The organism is Paenibacillus sp. JJ1683 (genome assembly GCF_053006485.1).
On the sequence record NZ_CM129820.1, the window covers coordinates 5707949 to 5723826 of the forward strand.

A 15878-nucleotide genomic window follows, 5' to 3' on the forward strand; every position below is an offset into this window, starting at 1 on the left:
CTCATCTCTCCTTTGCCATTCTTCTTCCTATTTTGAGTATAGCCGAGGGTTCCGAACGTGTATTGTAAAAATCGGACAACTTCCGAAAGTCCTTAGCCGCAGTAAGCGGGAAAGCTCCATAAAATCTGCGAAAATCACGGATTAGATGCGCTTGGTCAAAAAAGTTATGCTTCAATGCCAACTCCATCGAATCGACAGAATCACCATTCTGAATACTGTGTAGAACGCTCTGGAAGCGGACGACTTCACTGAACTTTTTGGGGCTGATTCCGATCCATTGTCCGAACTTACGATTGATCTGTCTTTCACTGATCGCTTCACGCTCCGCAAGCTCCTTAACCCCCACACTCCCGCCGCTCACAAAGATGCGATGCAGCAGATTTTTCATCAGGTCACAATCGCTTGTCCTACGACGCAGTAGAAGCTGGTTGAGATACTGATCCATTATGCGCACCCGTTCATTAAAGTCTCGTGCCTCCAAAATGCGCTCACCTATGATCTCGACATTCTCGGGCCATATCTCTTCCAAGCGATAATTACCGCCTGTAAACAAATGAGTCGGCATGCCGTGAAAATAGTGTGCTCCACCGGGAAAAAATCGCACTGCAAAAATACGTGTTTCGGACCCTGCTTGTCTGGTAGACACGAACGGATTCGTAAATGTCCCACAGTATGAGAGTTCCTGACGCTTACCCACCGGGTCGTATTCTAATAGAATATCCGTACAACCATCAGGTAATACCCGGTCCACTGCCTCTTCTTCCTCCAGCCAGCCTAATGAAGCTTCGCCTCTATCCGATACTGCCACATTCCGTTCGGAAACTTCTCTAGTAGCTGGACCCGACTCCCAATAGCAGGCTACGTAAGCTCTCAGCGCAGCAGACGGCTTTTGTTCAATATAATATGCATAGGGATCACTTCCATTGACCTGAAGCGGACGAAACAGTGAATGCAGCAAAGGGTCCATCCAACGTTCACTCCTGTCTCAGTACGTGGTGGGGATATATACAAAAAGGACGTTTCTGCCCGAAACGCCCGTGCTTGTTGTTTAGACGACCAAAAACTCTGCTTTTTTCTCACATTCCTTGCACTTCACTGGAGGGTCCCAATCCGAAAATTTCGTTTCTTTGAGATCGACGACATCCGGTGCATCCTCGTATTCATCGACGAACATATCAATTGCCAGTTCCACATGCTCTTTACATACCACGTACATTCCAGTTGCATCCCTTTCCGTTTGAAGCTCTTCCTGTTGTAGGTGTGTCAAAACCGCCTTCTTTTGTTCTACCACACTTGACGCGGAAAGGAAAGGGCTTGCCCACTATCCCTGACGTTTGGTCTTAAAAATGAGAAAATTACTGACGTTCAGGTCTTCACGGAAATGGGGATATTTCTCCAACATGTCAGCAGACGGCTTCGGTTCGACCATCCCATCCAACAACAAACCCGACTCCACAATGGTCTGTACATAGCTGCCCAGCGTACGGTGAAAATACAAAAGCTTTTCCTCCTGATCATAAGGAATGGCTTGCTCCAATGGGCCTTCATTGAAATATTGATCCACTTTCCAATACAGCTTTTTCCCTGTCTCATCCTTCACCCATCCACTCTGCGGCGTCAGAAAGCACGGATGCAGAATAGAAAAAATAAAGCGGCCTCCTGGAACTAATAATCGCCGCATTTCGGCAATCGCCTGCTCATAATGAGCCAAGTCCTGTATGACCATATTGGACACGATCAGATCAAAGCTCTGGTCCCCGAACATCTCCAGCTTCTCCAAATTGCCATGGTGATATGTAATTCCCAACGCTGATGGTGTTCGCTCTTTGGCTAGCCTCAGCATCTCTGTCGAGTAATCGACAGCCTCTACCAAAGCACCCGCCTTGGCCATTTTCCGGCTCAGGTAACCTTCGCCACATCCAGCATCCAGCACTTTTTTACCTTCGATCAGTCCCATACACTCTTGCAAAGCAGGATTTAGCAGCACTTCACGAGAGCGATCCCCTTCTTCAGTGTACTTAGCAGTAAAATTTTCTGCATGCATATTCCAGCGTCGAATGGCCTCTTCGGTGTTCCATGTCCCCATATTTAGCTCCATCTCCCTTCCGTACTCAGTAGCCCTTTGCGAATCCATCTTTCGCGTAGGGTCATAGATTCTACACTCATTTCTGTATTTTTTCAATAATAACGCTTACAATTGTAAAATAACTAATTCACACATGATTTTTACTTGAATTATGCAGGTATTCCATATTGCATTAGTATGATAGTGTTTTATTAGAAAACGCTTTCAAAAATAACTTTGTAAAGGGGCCTGTTATGTTAAAACGAAGACCCATTTCATTGCTGTCGTTGACGCTTGCCATTACTCTATTATTATCCACGTTCGCATCCGTTGCCGCTGCTGCTGAAACGGACGAACAAGCACAACCAACTGCTGCAACAAGCAATATGCAGTCATACGTGGAAGCCATGCAGCCTGGATGGAATTTAGGAAATTCGCTGGATGCTGTCGGGGCGGATGAGACCGCCTGGGGCAATCCGCGCATTACCCAAGCTTTGATCCAGCAAATTGCTGCCCAAGGGTACAAAAGTATTCGGATTCCCGTCACCTGGGATAAGCATATTGGAGCCGCACCCCATTATACCGTTGAGTCTGCCTACATGAACCGTGTGGAAGAGGTTGTTCGCTGGGCACTGGATGCCAATTTGTATGTCATGATCAATGTCCATCATGATTCATGGACGTGGGTAAGCAGTATGGAGCCCAAGCATGATGAAGTGTTAGCACGCTATAACGCATTATGGACACAAATTGCCGACCGCTTTAAAAATCAGCCCAACAAGTTGATGTTTGAAAGTATTAACGAGCCCCGGTTTTCTGAAGGGGGAACCACGGATGAAGCGAAAATGAATCAGATGCTTCATGAGCTAAATGTATCCTTCCACAAAATCGTTCGCGCCTCCGGTGGTAAGAATGCCACTCGTCCCCTTGTTCTGCCTGGATTAGATACTTCACCTGCTCAGGCCAAAATCAACGAACTGTATAACACGATAACCAAGCTGAACGATCCCAACCTGATTGCAACCGTTCACTATTATGGCTTTTGGCCTTTCAGTGTAAACATTGCCGGGAATACAACATTTGATAAAGCGGCCCAAAACGATATTGTTCAAACCTTTGATAATGTCTATAACACCTTTGTAGCCAAGGGAATCCCGGTTATTGTCGGTGAATATGGCCTGCTCGGTTTTGATAAACATACAGGTGTTATTGAACAGGGTGAAAAGCTGAAGTTTTTTGAATTTTTGACTTATTACATGAAAGAGAAGAAAGTAACAGGCATGCTCTGGGATAACGGCCAGCATTTGAATCGGAGCACTTACAAGTGGTCTGATCCTGAACTCTTTAATGTCATTAAGGCCAGCCTGAAAGGACGTTCCTCCAATGCAGCTAGTGATCTCATTCACTTGAAGAAAGGCTCTTCTGTTCAGGATACCAAGATCACTCTAAACCTGAACGGCAACCAGTTGAAATCGCTCAATGCCAACAGCAAGCAGCTGAAACAGGGCACCGACTATACGCTGAGTGGAGATACATTAACCTTCAAAGCCAGCTTGCTCACCAGTCTGACCACTTCCGGTAAGTATGGGGAGAATGCCGTCATTACCGCTAAGTTTAACAAGGGGACAGACTGGAATTTCAAAGTAGTCGTGTATGATACTCCAAAATTAAGTGCTGTCGAAGGGACTACACAAGCCTTTACCATTCCAACAGACTTCCGTGGTAGCCAGCTTGCGACGATGGAAGCCGTGTATACGAATGGAGGCAATGCCGGTCCACAGGATTGGACACCTTATAAAGAGTTTGGCAATACTTTTGCCCCTGCCTATGATACGAATGGCATCAAGCTGCTGCCTGAATTTTTCAACAGCGTGAAGGATGGTGAAGTCACGTTGAAGTTCCACTTCTGGAGCGGCGATGTAGTGACATACAAAATCACCAAGAACGGAACCCGCATGACGGGTACGACATCTTAATCCAAAGCACTGCAGAAATCAAAAAAAGGCGTTCCCGGAAATAAGCCGGAGAGCGCCTTCTTTATAGTTAAGTCTATCATTCAACCTTAGCCTTCCGGCTTATCTGTTAATTTTAACGTCACCGACTCTTCCTTGCCTGCCCGGTAAAAGGTAACTTTAAGCTCATCGCCAATCTTCTTGTTATCGTACAGGTAGCGACGCAAATCAAGCGTAGAGTTAATCGGTTCGCTATCAAACGCTGTAATGACATCGTTCAGCTTCAAGCCGCCCTCCTTGGCAGGACCATGGGCCTCCAGAACAACGGCTCCATCCTTGACGCTGTCAGGCAGCTTGAGTTCCTTGCGCTGAGTTTCATCCAGCGGTGCATATTCATTATTGAGGTCCACCGTGTACACCCCCAGATAAGGGCGGGTAATCTTGCCGTCCTCAACCAGTTCATTCACCGTCTTCATTACCTCATTAGCAGGAATGGCGAAGCCCAGTCCTTCAACACCTGTATCGGCGATTTTCATCGTATTGATGCCAATCACCCGTCCGTCCAGATCGACCAGCGCTCCGCCGCTGTTTCCTTCATTAATCGCTGCATCGGTCTGAATCACATGCTGTTCCCAGTCATATACACCATCCTGATTAATGGAGATCGGAATGATGCGATTCGTATAGCTCACAATGCCGGAGGTCAGGGTGTCTCCCAATCCGAGCGGGTTGCCAATCGCAATGACCGTCTCACCCAGACGAAGTTTGCTGGAGTCCCCGATATCCGCTACTGTGCTAATACCTTTATCATCAACGGCCAGTACAGCGATATCACTAATGCGATCCTTTCCGACCAGCTTCGCCTCTTTTCTGACACCGTCTACGGTTACAATATCCAGATCATCCGATCCTTCAATGACATGGTTGTTTGTCATAATAAAGGCTTTGCCTGAGCTCACACGGAAAATGACGCCCGATCCAAGCGCGGATTGTTCCGTACTTTTACCGTCTTCCCCCTTCAGGTTTACGATGCTAACGACGGCTGGGCGTACCTTGGCTGCCGCCTGCACAATCCGATCATACGGATCGCCCGCTGCTTGCCGCAAGGGATAATGACTTGCTCCGGTTACCGCTGTAGTGGAGGGCAGACCTGTAACAAAGCTGAACAGCAGCACGGAAACCACTGCACTCACCGCACCGCTAATGACAGCAGCCTGCACCGGACTTACCCGACGATTCCTGTGCGGCCAACGTCCTCGTCCTCCGCGACGCGCCTTAAATGCCGTTTTTTTAGCCGCACGTGTGGACACCTTCGTTGAATAAAAATCATCATCAAACAAGCCCATGCTAATCCTCTCCCCTTCGTTGTCATGCACCGACACTCACTAAAAAATTAGGGCTATTCGGGCTTGCGCCAACCTATGCTACAGAGAACCTGCTCCGTTGAACATCTCAAATGGATTGAATATCCCCTACCATCGGAATTCAGCAACTAATCGTTCCGGTCTACTTATTAATCACCACAAATGGAACCTTCCTAAGCAACCAAATCTCATAAATTAGCATACACGCCGAATCTGACCCCGAATAGAGGAAAAAAGAGGAATGATTTCCAAACCAATGGACTACAATAGTAACAAGTCTTCTATTCTATTACAAAATGATCGTCTCATAGAGACGTTCTGGCTTGTTCCCGTCCGCTTAAAGCAGCCTATACTTTCGATGAGAGCCTTCCTTCAGAAAGCTTTCTGTTGTTAGCTTTATTGTATCACAGCACTTGGCAAAACCACAGGCAGAACCAAGCTTATTGCACGCCATTTTAAAAATATTTTTACAGGAGGAATATAGGATGAATTCCCATCGTTCCGCTATGGATGAAGTTCGCATGGCAGCCAAGCTTGCGGATTTGAAAGACGAGCACTACCGTAATACACTGGCGCTAAGTACATTGATTGAGCTACTGGTGGACAAAGGCATAGTGACCCGTGAAGAGGTCGAGCGCAAAGCCGCCGAGCTGGACAGCTTTATGGCTCACTTACCTTATCCCAAGGTGTAGGACGATCATAATACGTATCACACAATCGAAACTCACTATCCTTGTAAAAACAGCCGCGGTCTTCCATTGCCCCGCGTACGGTCAGCTTCGCAAGCTCCATCATATTGTGGTCGCGGCTCAAATGTGCCAGATACGTCCGCTTTGTCCGTCCGGTCAACAGCTCGCTAAGAATCGCACCTGCCATCTCATTGGATAAGTGGCCGATATCACTGAGTATACGGCGCTTGATGTTCCAAGGATAGCGGCCCATACGCAGCATTTCTACATCATGGTTAGCCTCTAGCACCAATACATCTGCATCTGATATCGCTTGTTTTACCTTATCGCTGACATAGCCGAGATCGGTCGCTACGCTAAGCTTCTCTGCCCCATCATAAAAGCTGTATCCTACGGGCTCAGCCGCATCATGGGAGATGCCAAAAGACTCTACACGCAATGACTCAAATTCCCGTGTCGCGCCTGTCTCCAATATTCTGCGGTTATCATCCGCGATTTGCCCAACAGCGTTGCTGATGGCAAACCATGTCTTCTCGTTAGCATATATAGGTAAATTATATTTACGCGCCATGGCGCCTAGTCCTTTAACATGATCGGAATGCTCATGCGTGACCAAAATACCATCCAACTCTTCTCCGCTCAGATCGCGTTCTTTCAGCAATTCGTCAATACGCTTTGCGCTGAGACCTGCATCGATGAGCAATGTCGTGTCTTCGTTCCGTACAACGGTAGCGTTGCCGGTCGAACCGCTCGACAGCACGGTAAAAGAAATCCCCATATCTGTTCAAGACCCTTCTGTATGTTCTGTCTTTGGACTAATGACATCTCCGTTCATCTGTACATAATACACGCCTTTTCCGTTGTCCAGCATAAACCGCCACACCGGAGCAGCCACCTGGCTATCGGAGTTAAAGGTCTGTCCGTAATATCCGAGCCGGATATCCTTCACTACGGAGTCACGCGGCAAATAGCCATCGATCAGCCTCGCCAAGGCTTTGGACGCAGGCAGCATTTTCTTTGCCTCATCCGAGGGCTGGAGCTCTACCTGAATTTTGCGATACCCTGTAATCTTCTGATTGCTGTAAAACAGAGCTAGCTTCACATTAAAGAGCGGCCACTTGCCCTGTACCAACGGATGCAGTACAAAAGCATCTGCCTGTCCGGATACGAACTCCTCCTGGACATCCAGCGGATCATACTGATAGCTATCGATATCCTTGATTTGCGGCTCCAAAGCCTCCACTAGCGCATCATGAGTGAATACCAGCTTGCTGTCCACTGGTCTCAGCAGCTGCACAAGTTCATCTTTCTCTCCACTATGGACATAGGTGTAAGACAGCTTGGGCAGCTGCGGGGTATCTCCGGGAATCGGAGCCAGCACCTGAATGCTTTTCTCTTCCATTAAACGCTGCGTGTTTTCATCCAGTGAAGTAAAATCCAGATTCGGCCCGGCCGTTTCCTGCGCATCATGCCACAGTTGATAACCCAATACCACATTGAGCAGCAAAAATGTACAGATCAGTACGTTTTTAGCGCGGCTCCAATCCATTCCCGTTCCCCCTTCCTATTATCACTTTGTCTCTTGGTCTGACTTTTTTAATGTTGTATTGGATGCTGTCGTTACAGGAACAGCATGAATCTCTGCAACAGAACCGTCGCTGAACGTAACACGCCACTCTGGGATGAGCTTCAATCCGTCATTGATCAGCTCTGGCTGATATACAGGAGTCAGATCTCTAATCGACTTGCCGTCGCCTACCGTTTGCAGTTGCTTCTCCAAGGTCTCACCACCTGGCAGCATCACTTTCTTCGATGATTGCTCCCCGCCCTTGAGATACAGCAATGAACGATCATAGACAGATGCCGTTTCCTGCTGGATTTGCAAGGAGATCGTACCAAAGCGGAACGATGGCGTGTCCAGCACCGGATAAGCGCCATAATACTGCTGGAACATCACACTTGTGCGATTTTCATCGCTGCTTCTCAATTTCATCTGATACGCAGCATCCCAACCGCCATGCTGATTCACAAAATCAACTGCGGCCAACACGTCCCTAATTGGGCTGCTTCCATCCGCTCCCGGTGCACTAGGATCGGTATAGCTCATCCAACGTTGATCCTGCTTGATCTGTAAGCTACGCTTGCTATCTGTATAAATCTGGGAACCGTCTTTTTCCTGAATATTGCGCGTAATGCCCGGATCGAAAAATAAATTCCGCTGCATCTGTTCTGTCGTAAACAACCCGGCATATACCACAGGCTGTACAGTCTCCAGGTCATCCACGGGAATGTAATACTGATTATTCACCAGCTTGTACAACGGGGCATTTTTTCCAAAATTCACATGCTGCCGAATGTCTTCTACCGTCATATCGAACTGGTTCGCCTCATACACCACATCACCTCTGGCACTGAAAAAGAGTGCGTGCGGCTTGGCATTCTTTTCGTCGATATAGATCCAGATGCGGTTAATCGTCTCCCCCTGAAATACTGAATCCGGCGTCAGACGCATGACCCGCTCCAGTAATGAAACCGGAACCCCGCCGGAAAATGATAATTCGATCCCCTCATTCTCACTGCGAATCCGTGCCCAGTCCGCTGACTGGATACTCCGACGTTGGAAATTGTTAAAGCTTCGGCTTTCCAGCCGTGTATAAATCAAATCGTAAAAAGTAACCCCCGGATAAAAAACGGTATGTTTCTTCTCACCTTGATGAATTAGCATCCTATCAGGGAATACAAGATTTTCAATCTTTTTCTCCTGCCCCATGCTTTCAGTTTTGACATAGTTCGTTTCTGAAGTGAGTACAGAATCACTGCCCGGAAGACGGTAGATCAAAAAATAAGTCTGAACCAGACTGGAAGCCACCAGCAAAACAAGCGTCCAGGACTTCAAACGTTCCTTCACTGTGCTTCCCTCCCTTCACCCGACATAGGTAGCGTAAAGGTTGTACAAGTTCCCTGACCATATTCAGACTCCAGGAAAATCTGACCTCCATGGGCCTTTACAATTTCCCGGGCAATCGACAGCCCCAGTCCTGTGCCACCCATATTGCGCGATCTCGCTTTGTCCACACGATAAAACCGTTCAAAAATCCGGTCCAGATCTTTTTTGGGAATACCAATTCCGGTATCCTGCACCGAAATAGCCAGCATCCCCTCATGGTTGCGGCGAGCCTCGATCCGAATACTTCCACCTTCCGGCGTATATTTCAACGCATTGGACATCAGATTGTCCAGCACCTGATCAATCTGATCACGGTCGATCACGACCTTGCCAATCCCCTGCTCTACGAACATCCCTGAGCGAATGTGTTTTTGCTTCATTTGAAAAGAAAACCGATCCGCGACCTCGTCCAGCATCTCCATCACATCGGCAGGCTGCATCCGCAGAGGCGCCTCATTGGAATCGAGCCGCGACAGATGCAGCAAATCCGTAACCAGCCGGATCATACGCTCCGTCTCGTTACGGATGACACCTACAAAACGCTCTGCGAGCTGCGGCTCAGCCATCGCGCCGTCATCCAGCGCTTCAGCGTAGCTGCGGATCGTCGTCAGCGGTGTGCGCAGCTCATGAGATACATTAGCGACGAATTCCCGCCGCGTCGTCTCCATCTCTTCCTGCTCCGTCACGTCCTGAAGCACAGCAATCGTGCCCGTAATGCCAAATTCGCGCCGATGAATGGGTGTAAAGGTCACGCGGATGACGATGGGTTCATCCTGACCGGCCGGCTCCAGCTGCAAGAGCGTAGAAGCGGACGATCCGCTGTACAGGGCCTCAGTTTCCTCCGGGTCGATCCCCAGAAGTACCGCGATATGTCTACCGGTCATTTCATTCTCGTTCACGCCCAGCATGGCGCTGGCCCGGCGGTTGACCAGAATGACCCGGCCATGATCGTCGGTAGCGACCACACCGTCGCTCATATTGGTCAAGATGGAGGAGAGCTTTTCCTTCTCCTCCTCATTCTGCGACAGGGCCTCACGTAGACGTCCTGTCATATAGTTAAAGGCCACACTCAGCCTACCGATTTCATCTTCGCCAAACACTGGCATCTGCTGGTCAAACTTGCCCTCAGCGACCTCCGTCGCATGCCGTGTCATTACTTTGATTGGATGCGTAATCGTGTGGGCCAACACCACGCCCAGCACAGCCGTCAACGCGAGCGCAATCAGCATACCTGAGAGAAACACATTGTTAATGCGTTTCATCGTATCGTACAGCTCAGCCATCGAAGCAGCGATGTACACTGCACCGACAATTTTGCCTTGGCTGATGACAGGCTTGGCGACGACCTTCTTGCGGACGTTATCTTCGTCCACCATATATTCCTCGTTATCACGGATTCCTTGGAGTGCGCGGCTAACCACTGTCTGCGTATTTTTACGTCCGACATAGTCAGCATGAGAGCCTTGAGAAGTAATCAGTACTTTGCCACTGGCATCCAGCACCTGAATTTCCGCGCCGCTGAAGTCAAACAAGTTATTCACGCGTGCACGCAGACTTTCGACGCTATCTTCTTCCATTTTGCCATCACTGCCACTCAGATCCTGCTCCGCCAGCACGGACAGCATCTCCGCCCGTGCTTGCAAATCCTGCGTAAAATTACTCGTCAACGAGTTCTTCATCGAGCTGACAAAATAGACTCCAATCAACTGCATGGCCACCAAGATTAGCAGCACATAGATAATAATCAGCTTGGCATGAATGGTGCGAAAGAAGGACAGCCATCTCATGCCCGCAGGCCACCTTTGCCCCCGCTAACGATGTATCCGAGGCCGCGGCGTGTCAGGATCGTCTCCGGCTTGCTCGGGTTCTCTTCAATCTTCTCGCGCAGTCGCCGGATCGTCACGTCTACCGTCCGCACATCGCCGTAGTACTCAAATCCCCATACCGCTTGAAGCAAATGCTCGCGAGTCATGACCTTGCCTGCATTTTTCGCCATATAGTACAGGAGCTCATACTCGCGGTGCGTCAGGTCAAGTGGAGTTCCGTTTTTATAGGCTGTATACATATCCGCATCAAAAAAGAGATCGCCTACGCGCAGCCCCTGCTTATCCTCCTGTGTGCGACTTTCCGGCGTGCCTGCTACGCCGCGTTGCTGTCTACGCATCTGTGCCTTCACGCGTGCCAGCAATTCGCGTGTGCTGAACGGCTTCGTCACATAATCGTCCGCACCCAGCTCCAGCCCTAGCACTTTGTCGATTTCCCCATCCTTCGCAGTCAGCATAATAATTGGCGTCTGAAGCTGATGTCCGCGCACCTCGCGGCATACGTCCATACCGTCCATGCCCGGCAGCATCAGGTCCAGCAAAATCAGGTCTGGCTGTTGCTTAACCGCGATATCCACCGCACTGATTCCATCAAAGGCGCAAATGACCTCGTAGCCCTCTTTTTCCAAATTAAATTTCAAAATATCAGCGATAGGTTGTTCATCATCCACTACTAGAATCGTCCCTTGCATACAGCGTTCACCTCTTCTCACGGATCATCATCTATTATTAACTTTCGTTTGTCAGTACCCATAAGATGCTTATTCTATTCTATCATACCCGTACGCTATTCCATTACTTTTCCAGACCCTTTTCTTTACGCAGAAAAAACCATGCCTGCACCTGACTGTTAAGCATGCAGAAAACATGGTCTTTCTCCTTGATCCTCATCGAATCACATAACTCTCGATTTAAACATCCAATCTATCTTAAATACGTCATTGGATTTTGTGGCGTATTATTTTTGCGAATCTCAAAGTGAACATGTGTGCCTGTGGAACGTCCGGTGCTTCCCATGATACCAATCGCTTCACCTTGCTGAACAACCTGTCCCACATGGACACCAATACTGTTCAAATGCCCGTATACTGTTTGATAGCCGTTGCGATGATCAATCATAATGACATTACCGTAGCCATTCTGCTGACCGGCAAATGTGACGACACCTTCATCTGAAGCTTGAATCGTATGATCGCCGACCAAGTCAACACCTTCATGCATACGTCCCCAACGTCCTCCGAAGCTGCTCGTCATGATTGCACCCGCAGTCGGCCAGGCAAATTGGCCCGAGCCTTCCCCCTCGACTTTCGTTCCTCTCAGAACCACCTCGGTAACAGACGGCTGTAACACCTTTTGACCGAGCCATTCCTCTTGCACGACCTCACCGTTCTCCTTGGTCAAACGGTAGTCCATTTCTTTAAGACCTGCTTGTCCCGGTCTGACGACTTTCGTAACTCCTGCTTTCAATTCATCGCTCTGGCGAATCTCTACTTCAGGCTCGATAGCAATCTGCTCGACGACCTTTTCTACCGTTCGTACCGTAACAGGTACCTTGGGAGCCGTGACCTTTAACTCGTCCCCAATTTGCAAATACAACTCACGCAGACCGGGATTGTTCTGCTTAATCTCCCAAGCCGTCGTATCGAACTTCGTAGCAATCGACGACAAAGAATCGCCTTCTTGCACCGTATAGGTTGTAGGAGCTTCACGCCCCTCGGTCAATACTCTAACCGCTTCTGCCTCCGTCAGCACCTTGTTCGGATCTGCTTTCACCGGCTCATACGCAATCTTTTCACGGATACTGGCAGACTCCAGCCATGCTTTAGGCGCCTTCGTGCTTGCGCTAGCATGACTACTCCCCACGGATGTTTTGCGAACCAGCCCCTTAATGCCTGTCGCCGTACCTTCACCCGCAGGTGTGTATTTCTTCTGCACTTGCTTTAAAGCCGCTTGTGCAGTCGCTTTGTCCTTTACAATGCCAACCATCTGTCCGTTGACCTTCACTTCTACTCCTTTGGCATAGGCAGTCAGCATGCCGTCCAACTTCTTCAGCGTGGCTGCGCTATCGATATCCGCCTTATATGCCTTTTCTGTGCTCGTCGTGACCGCGCTCGTATTGAGCACCATTTCCACGTCAGGATACTTGTCTTTATACTGCTTGCTCTTCGTTGTATACAGCTGCTTAAGCTGCTGCTCATTCAGGATACTGCCGACCTCAACGCCTTTAACATACACTTTATAATAAGGAACCGTATTGGCACCAACATACTGATTGCTAGCAAAAATAAGACCGCCAACAATCACAATGCCGCCTGCCGTCCAACTTAACCATCTTTTCCGTCCGTTCCACCATGTTGCTATTTTCCCAGCTTTATCGGCAGAATTGCTTTCAACACTTGAATTCCCATTCCTGTGGTCTGGTGATAACTTCCCCTTAGAAACCTCCATGGTTCTCTCCTTTTCAGCATATCCTATCTCTATTAAATGCGTTCATTATTGTCCTTTTACATGATAAAAGTAGCCATTTTACAAGCTTATCTATGATAATAGTCGCTATCTAGCATTGCATAGTTATGTAAAAGGTTTCAAAAATTTAACCTTTTCACAACACAGTTTACTTTAACATAGCTTTTACAAAGAATTCAACTGCACTCCAATTACTTCCTAGCACGCAAAAAAATCCGCGCCCGGCGCGGATTCTACAGTCCTGTTTTGAGCATTAACATTGCCCATACATTTATGCGTTTTATTTATGCATTATTTAAGCATACCCATCAATTTGTTATATTCCTCTTTGGTCAAATACTTCGCAAGCACCTGCTGAATATCTTGCAGCTCCTGCTCGGTGAGACCGCCTTCCATCGCAGCTGATATTTTCTGCATCTCTTCTGGTGGCAGTTTATTCATAAGAATCGTAAAAATCTCCTGCTTCTGAGCCGCCGGTAAATTGTTCTTTTTCTCCGTCAGATGGTCGGGCGTAATGACCAAATCATGGCCTTCGATACTCGTTTCAGGTGTAGCTGTACCTTCTGCCTGCTGACGCGGCTCGCTGTCTGGTGTTCCCGCCGACGTGGTCCCTTCCTGAGATCCCTTGTCATTGGATGCACCACCTGTCTTATTTCCGCTTTCTTCTAAGCCCTGTCCCATGACAGGCAAAGCATTATCAGGCGGTGTTACACTTCCAGAGTCGCTCCCTGTCGTCTTGCTCTTCCCTGTACCTGTACTTTGATCAGTACCAGCGCTGCCTTTTAGCCAGCCCCATCCCCATATCGGCTGATGATCGAGCTGAATGTTAAATTGCCGTAACAGCGATTGAACATAAGCATTCACGACCACACCGGTCACTGCCAGTGTCAGCGCGCTGACCAGCACCACCGTCATTCCTTTTTTAAGCAGCCATCCAAGCCACCTCATATCCCGTTACCTCCTTATACGCATCTTGCCATGTGTACATCATGAAGTGCATATAGACCAGTATTGACGAGATATGACGATTTTTAACCCTTGGAATATGTAAAACTAGCACCAACACATCCATATAAAAAAGAAGAGGGAGGCATGAATTGCCCCTCTCCCCTTGATTTAGCAGGAATAGTTATATGATTAAACAGGCATGACGCCCTCATAGAATCCTACGGATATTTTACAAATAAATCGGAAGCACTTGGTTCGTTTGATCGCGGTTACGACCAACCGAGAAAATAGCGATTGGAATACCTGTCAACTCGGATACGCGTTGTACGTAATGGCGGGTAGTCTCCGGCAGTTCCTCCAGCGTCTTCACGCCAGTAATGTCTTCGTTCCAGCCTGGCATTTCCTCATATACCGCCTCGCACTCTGCCAGCATTTTCAAGCTAGCTGGATAATGCGTGATGATCTCGCCGCGGTATTTGTAGCCTGTACAGATCTTAACTGTTTTCAGGCCTGTCAATACGTCCAGCGAGTTCAGGGAAAGACCAGTTAATCCACTAACACGACGGGCATGGCGCACAACGACGCTGTCAAACCAGCCTACGCGGCGAGGACGACCTGTAACCGTACCGTACTCATGGCCTGTTTCACGAATGTAATCGCCGACTTCATCGTGTAGTTCCGTTGGGAAAGGTCCATCCCCTACACGAGTTGTGTACGATTTAGCTACACCGATCACTTGTTGAATTTTGGATGGGCCTACACCAGAACCGATACATACGCCGCCAGCCGACGGGTTAGAGGACGTAACGTATGGATACGTACCTTGGTCGATATCGAGCATAACGCCTTGTGCACCTTCAAACAACACCTTACGATTGGCGTCAATTGCATCGTTCAGCACAACAGACGTATCCGCTACATAAGGACGAATAAACTCAGCATATTCCAGATACTGTTTCAATATTTCTTCAACATCCAGCGGCTCGCCGCCGTATACTTGCTCAATCACTTGATTCTTTTCCTTCGTTAGATGGCGCAGTTTCTTTTCGAATTCTTCTGCTTCCAGCAAATCAGCAATACGAATACCGTTACGAGCAGCTTTATCCATATAAGCAGGGCCAATCCCTTTACGGGTAGTACCAATTTTGTTAGGACCTTTGCGGTCTTCTTCCAGCACGTCCAACGTCATATGGTAAGGCATAATGACATGTGCGCGGTCACTAATGACCAAATTTTTCGTGGAAAATCCATTATCATGAATATAAGTAATTTCTTCAATAAGAGCGGCTGGATTCACTACCATGCCGTTGCCAATAACACACTTTTTATCTTCATAAAAAACGCCGGATGGAATCAGGCTCAGCTTATACTTTTTACCGTCAATGAGAATCGTATGACCAGCATTGTTTCCGCCTTGGTAACGGGCCACTACTTCAGCGCTTTCCGCCAGATAGTCCGTGATTTTACCTTTGCCTTCGTCTCCCCATTGTGTCCCCACAACGACTACAGTTGACATGTTTCATTCCTCCGTGGAGTGCCCACAGACACTCTGATTTTGAGCTGACGCGCTAACACATATCTGGCTTCAACCGCCTCAGCGGGCAGGTATGGAGCGTTCTCGGAC

Annotated in this window: 14 protein-coding genes; 2 read left to right on the forward strand and 12 right to left on the reverse strand. The window is 48.3% G+C overall.

Annotation, left to right across the window (positions count from 1 at the left end; all coding sequences use genetic code 11):
- Position 1: 1 nt before the first annotated feature.
- The 3 genes from ACUC6J_RS24725 to ACUC6J_RS24735 all read right to left on the reverse strand — a co-directional run bounded on the left by ACUC6J_RS24725 (position 2) and on the right by ACUC6J_RS24735 (position 2086).
- Positions 2-967 (reverse strand): DUF6597 domain-containing transcriptional factor, encoded by a 966-nt coding sequence (locus ACUC6J_RS24725; RefSeq protein ID WP_447249576.1) that lies wholly within the window; start codon positions 965-967, stop codon positions 2-4.
- An 81-nt stretch (positions 968-1048) separates the two neighbouring features.
- A complete protein-coding gene (locus ACUC6J_RS24730; RefSeq protein WP_013373879.1) occupies positions 1049-1216 on the reverse strand; it encodes a CxxH/CxxC protein in 168 nt (55 codons plus the stop codon).
- Between the two features lie 105 nt (positions 1217-1321).
- Positions 1322-2086, reverse strand: coding sequence for a class I SAM-dependent methyltransferase (locus ACUC6J_RS24735; protein ID WP_447249577.1), 765 nt, complete (start codon positions 2084-2086; stop codon positions 1322-1324).
- Positions 2087-2319: 233 nt separating this feature from the next.
- Here ACUC6J_RS24735 and ACUC6J_RS24740 point away from each other — a divergent pair, with 233 nt between their 5' ends.
- Positions 2320-4041: a cellulase family glycosylhydrolase gene (locus ACUC6J_RS24740; protein ID WP_447249578.1), complete on the forward strand. Its 1722-nt coding sequence runs from the start codon at positions 2320-2322 to the stop codon at positions 4039-4041.
- Positions 4042-4127: 86 nt separating this feature from the next.
- Here ACUC6J_RS24740 and ACUC6J_RS24745 read toward each other — a convergent pair whose 3' ends face one another.
- Positions 4128-5363 (reverse strand): S1C family serine protease, encoded by a 1236-nt coding sequence (locus tag ACUC6J_RS24745; RefSeq protein ID WP_102997369.1) that lies wholly within the window; start codon positions 5361-5363, stop codon positions 4128-4130.
- 503 nt (positions 5364-5866) lie between these two features.
- On the opposite strand from ACUC6J_RS24745, the gene ACUC6J_RS24750 reads away from it, so the two are divergent.
- On the forward strand, positions 5867-6073 hold the full coding sequence (locus ACUC6J_RS24750) for a hypothetical protein (protein ID WP_013373883.1): 207 nt from the start codon (positions 5867-5869) through the stop codon (positions 6071-6073).
- Here ACUC6J_RS24750 and ACUC6J_RS24755 read toward each other — a convergent pair.
- From ACUC6J_RS24755 to ACUC6J_RS24790, 8 genes are all read right to left on the reverse strand, one after another.
- A complete protein-coding gene (locus ACUC6J_RS24755) occupies positions 6042-6848 on the reverse strand; it encodes an MBL fold metallo-hydrolase (protein WP_016822471.1) in 807 nt (268 codons plus the stop codon). The two genes, ACUC6J_RS24750 and ACUC6J_RS24755, sit on opposite strands and share 32 nt — an antisense overlap.
- Positions 6849-6854: 6 nt before the next feature.
- A complete protein-coding gene (yycI, locus tag ACUC6J_RS24760) occupies positions 6855-7619 on the reverse strand; it encodes a two-component system regulatory protein YycI (protein WP_016822470.1) in 765 nt (254 codons plus the stop codon).
- A 21-nt stretch (positions 7620-7640) separates the two neighbouring features.
- Positions 7641-8978 (reverse strand): YycH family regulatory protein, encoded by a 1338-nt coding sequence (locus tag ACUC6J_RS24765; protein WP_019689082.1) that lies wholly within the window; start codon positions 8976-8978, stop codon positions 7641-7643.
- Positions 8975-10804 (reverse strand): cell wall metabolism sensor histidine kinase WalK, encoded by a 1830-nt coding sequence (gene walK, locus ACUC6J_RS24770; protein WP_025366252.1) that lies wholly within the window; start codon positions 10802-10804, stop codon positions 8975-8977. The genes ACUC6J_RS24765 and walK overlap by 4 nt, the downstream gene beginning before the upstream one ends.
- Positions 10801-11532: a response regulator YycF gene (gene yycF, locus ACUC6J_RS24775; RefSeq protein WP_447249579.1), complete on the reverse strand. Its 732-nt coding sequence runs from the start codon at positions 11530-11532 to the stop codon at positions 10801-10803. Before yycF ends, walK begins: the two co-directional genes overlap by 4 nt.
- 232 nt (positions 11533-11764) lie before the next feature.
- Positions 11765-13288, reverse strand: coding sequence for a peptidoglycan DD-metalloendopeptidase family protein (locus ACUC6J_RS24780; protein ID WP_447249580.1), 1524 nt, complete (start codon positions 13286-13288; stop codon positions 11765-11767).
- 309 nt (positions 13289-13597) lie between these two features.
- Entirely contained in the window at positions 13598-14254 is a 657-nt protein-coding gene (locus ACUC6J_RS24785) for a hypothetical protein (RefSeq protein WP_025366254.1), read from the reverse strand.
- A 229-nt stretch (positions 14255-14483) separates the two neighbouring features.
- Positions 14484-15770 (reverse strand): adenylosuccinate synthase, encoded by a 1287-nt coding sequence (locus ACUC6J_RS24790; RefSeq protein ID WP_016822464.1) that lies wholly within the window; start codon positions 15768-15770, stop codon positions 14484-14486.
- Between the last annotated feature and the right edge of the window lie 108 nt (positions 15771-15878).

What these genes read in the sequence shown, in the direction of transcription:
- ACUC6J_RS24740 (WP_447249578.1), top strand. Translation starts at nt 2,320, where the DNA reads ATGTTAAAACGAAGACCCATTTCATTGCTGTCGTTGACGCTTGCCATT.
- ACUC6J_RS24725 (WP_447249576.1), bottom strand. Translation starts at nt 967, where the DNA reads ATGGACCCTTTGCTGCATTCACTGTTTCGTCCGCTTCAGGTCAATGGA.
- ACUC6J_RS24745 (WP_102997369.1), bottom strand. Translation starts at nt 5,363, where the DNA reads ATGGGCTTGTTTGATGATGATTTTTATTCAACGAAGGTGTCCACACGT.
- walK (WP_025366252.1), bottom strand. Translation starts at nt 10,804, where the DNA reads ATGAGATGGCTGTCCTTCTTTCGCACCATTCATGCCAAGCTGATTATT.
- ACUC6J_RS24785 (WP_025366254.1), bottom strand. Translation starts at nt 14,254, where the DNA reads ATGAGGTGGCTTGGATGGCTGCTTAAAAAAGGAATGACGGTGGTGCTG.
- yycI (WP_016822470.1), bottom strand. Translation starts at nt 7,619, where the DNA reads ATGGATTGGAGCCGCGCTAAAAACGTACTGATCTGTACATTTTTGCTG.
- ACUC6J_RS24730 (WP_013373879.1), bottom strand. Translation starts at nt 1,216, where the DNA reads ATGTACGTGGTATGTAAAGAGCATGTGGAACTGGCAATTGATATGTTC.
- ACUC6J_RS24790 (WP_016822464.1), bottom strand. Translation starts at nt 15,770, where the DNA reads ATGTCAACTGTAGTCGTTGTGGGGACACAATGGGGAGACGAAGGCAAA.
- ACUC6J_RS24750 (WP_013373883.1), top strand. Translation starts at nt 5,867, where the DNA reads ATGAATTCCCATCGTTCCGCTATGGATGAAGTTCGCATGGCAGCCAAG.
- ACUC6J_RS24735 (WP_447249577.1), bottom strand. Translation starts at nt 2,086, where the DNA reads ATGGGGACATGGAACACCGAAGAGGCCATTCGACGCTGGAATATGCAT.
- ACUC6J_RS24755 (WP_016822471.1), bottom strand. Translation starts at nt 6,848, where the DNA reads ATGGGGATTTCTTTTACCGTGCTGTCGAGCGGTTCGACCGGCAACGCT.
- yycF (WP_447249579.1), bottom strand. Translation starts at nt 11,532, where the DNA reads ATGCAAGGGACGATTCTAGTAGTGGATGATGAACAACCTATCGCTGAT.
- ACUC6J_RS24780 (WP_447249580.1), bottom strand. Translation starts at nt 13,288, where the DNA reads ATGGAGGTTTCTAAGGGGAAGTTATCACCAGACCACAGGAATGGGAAT.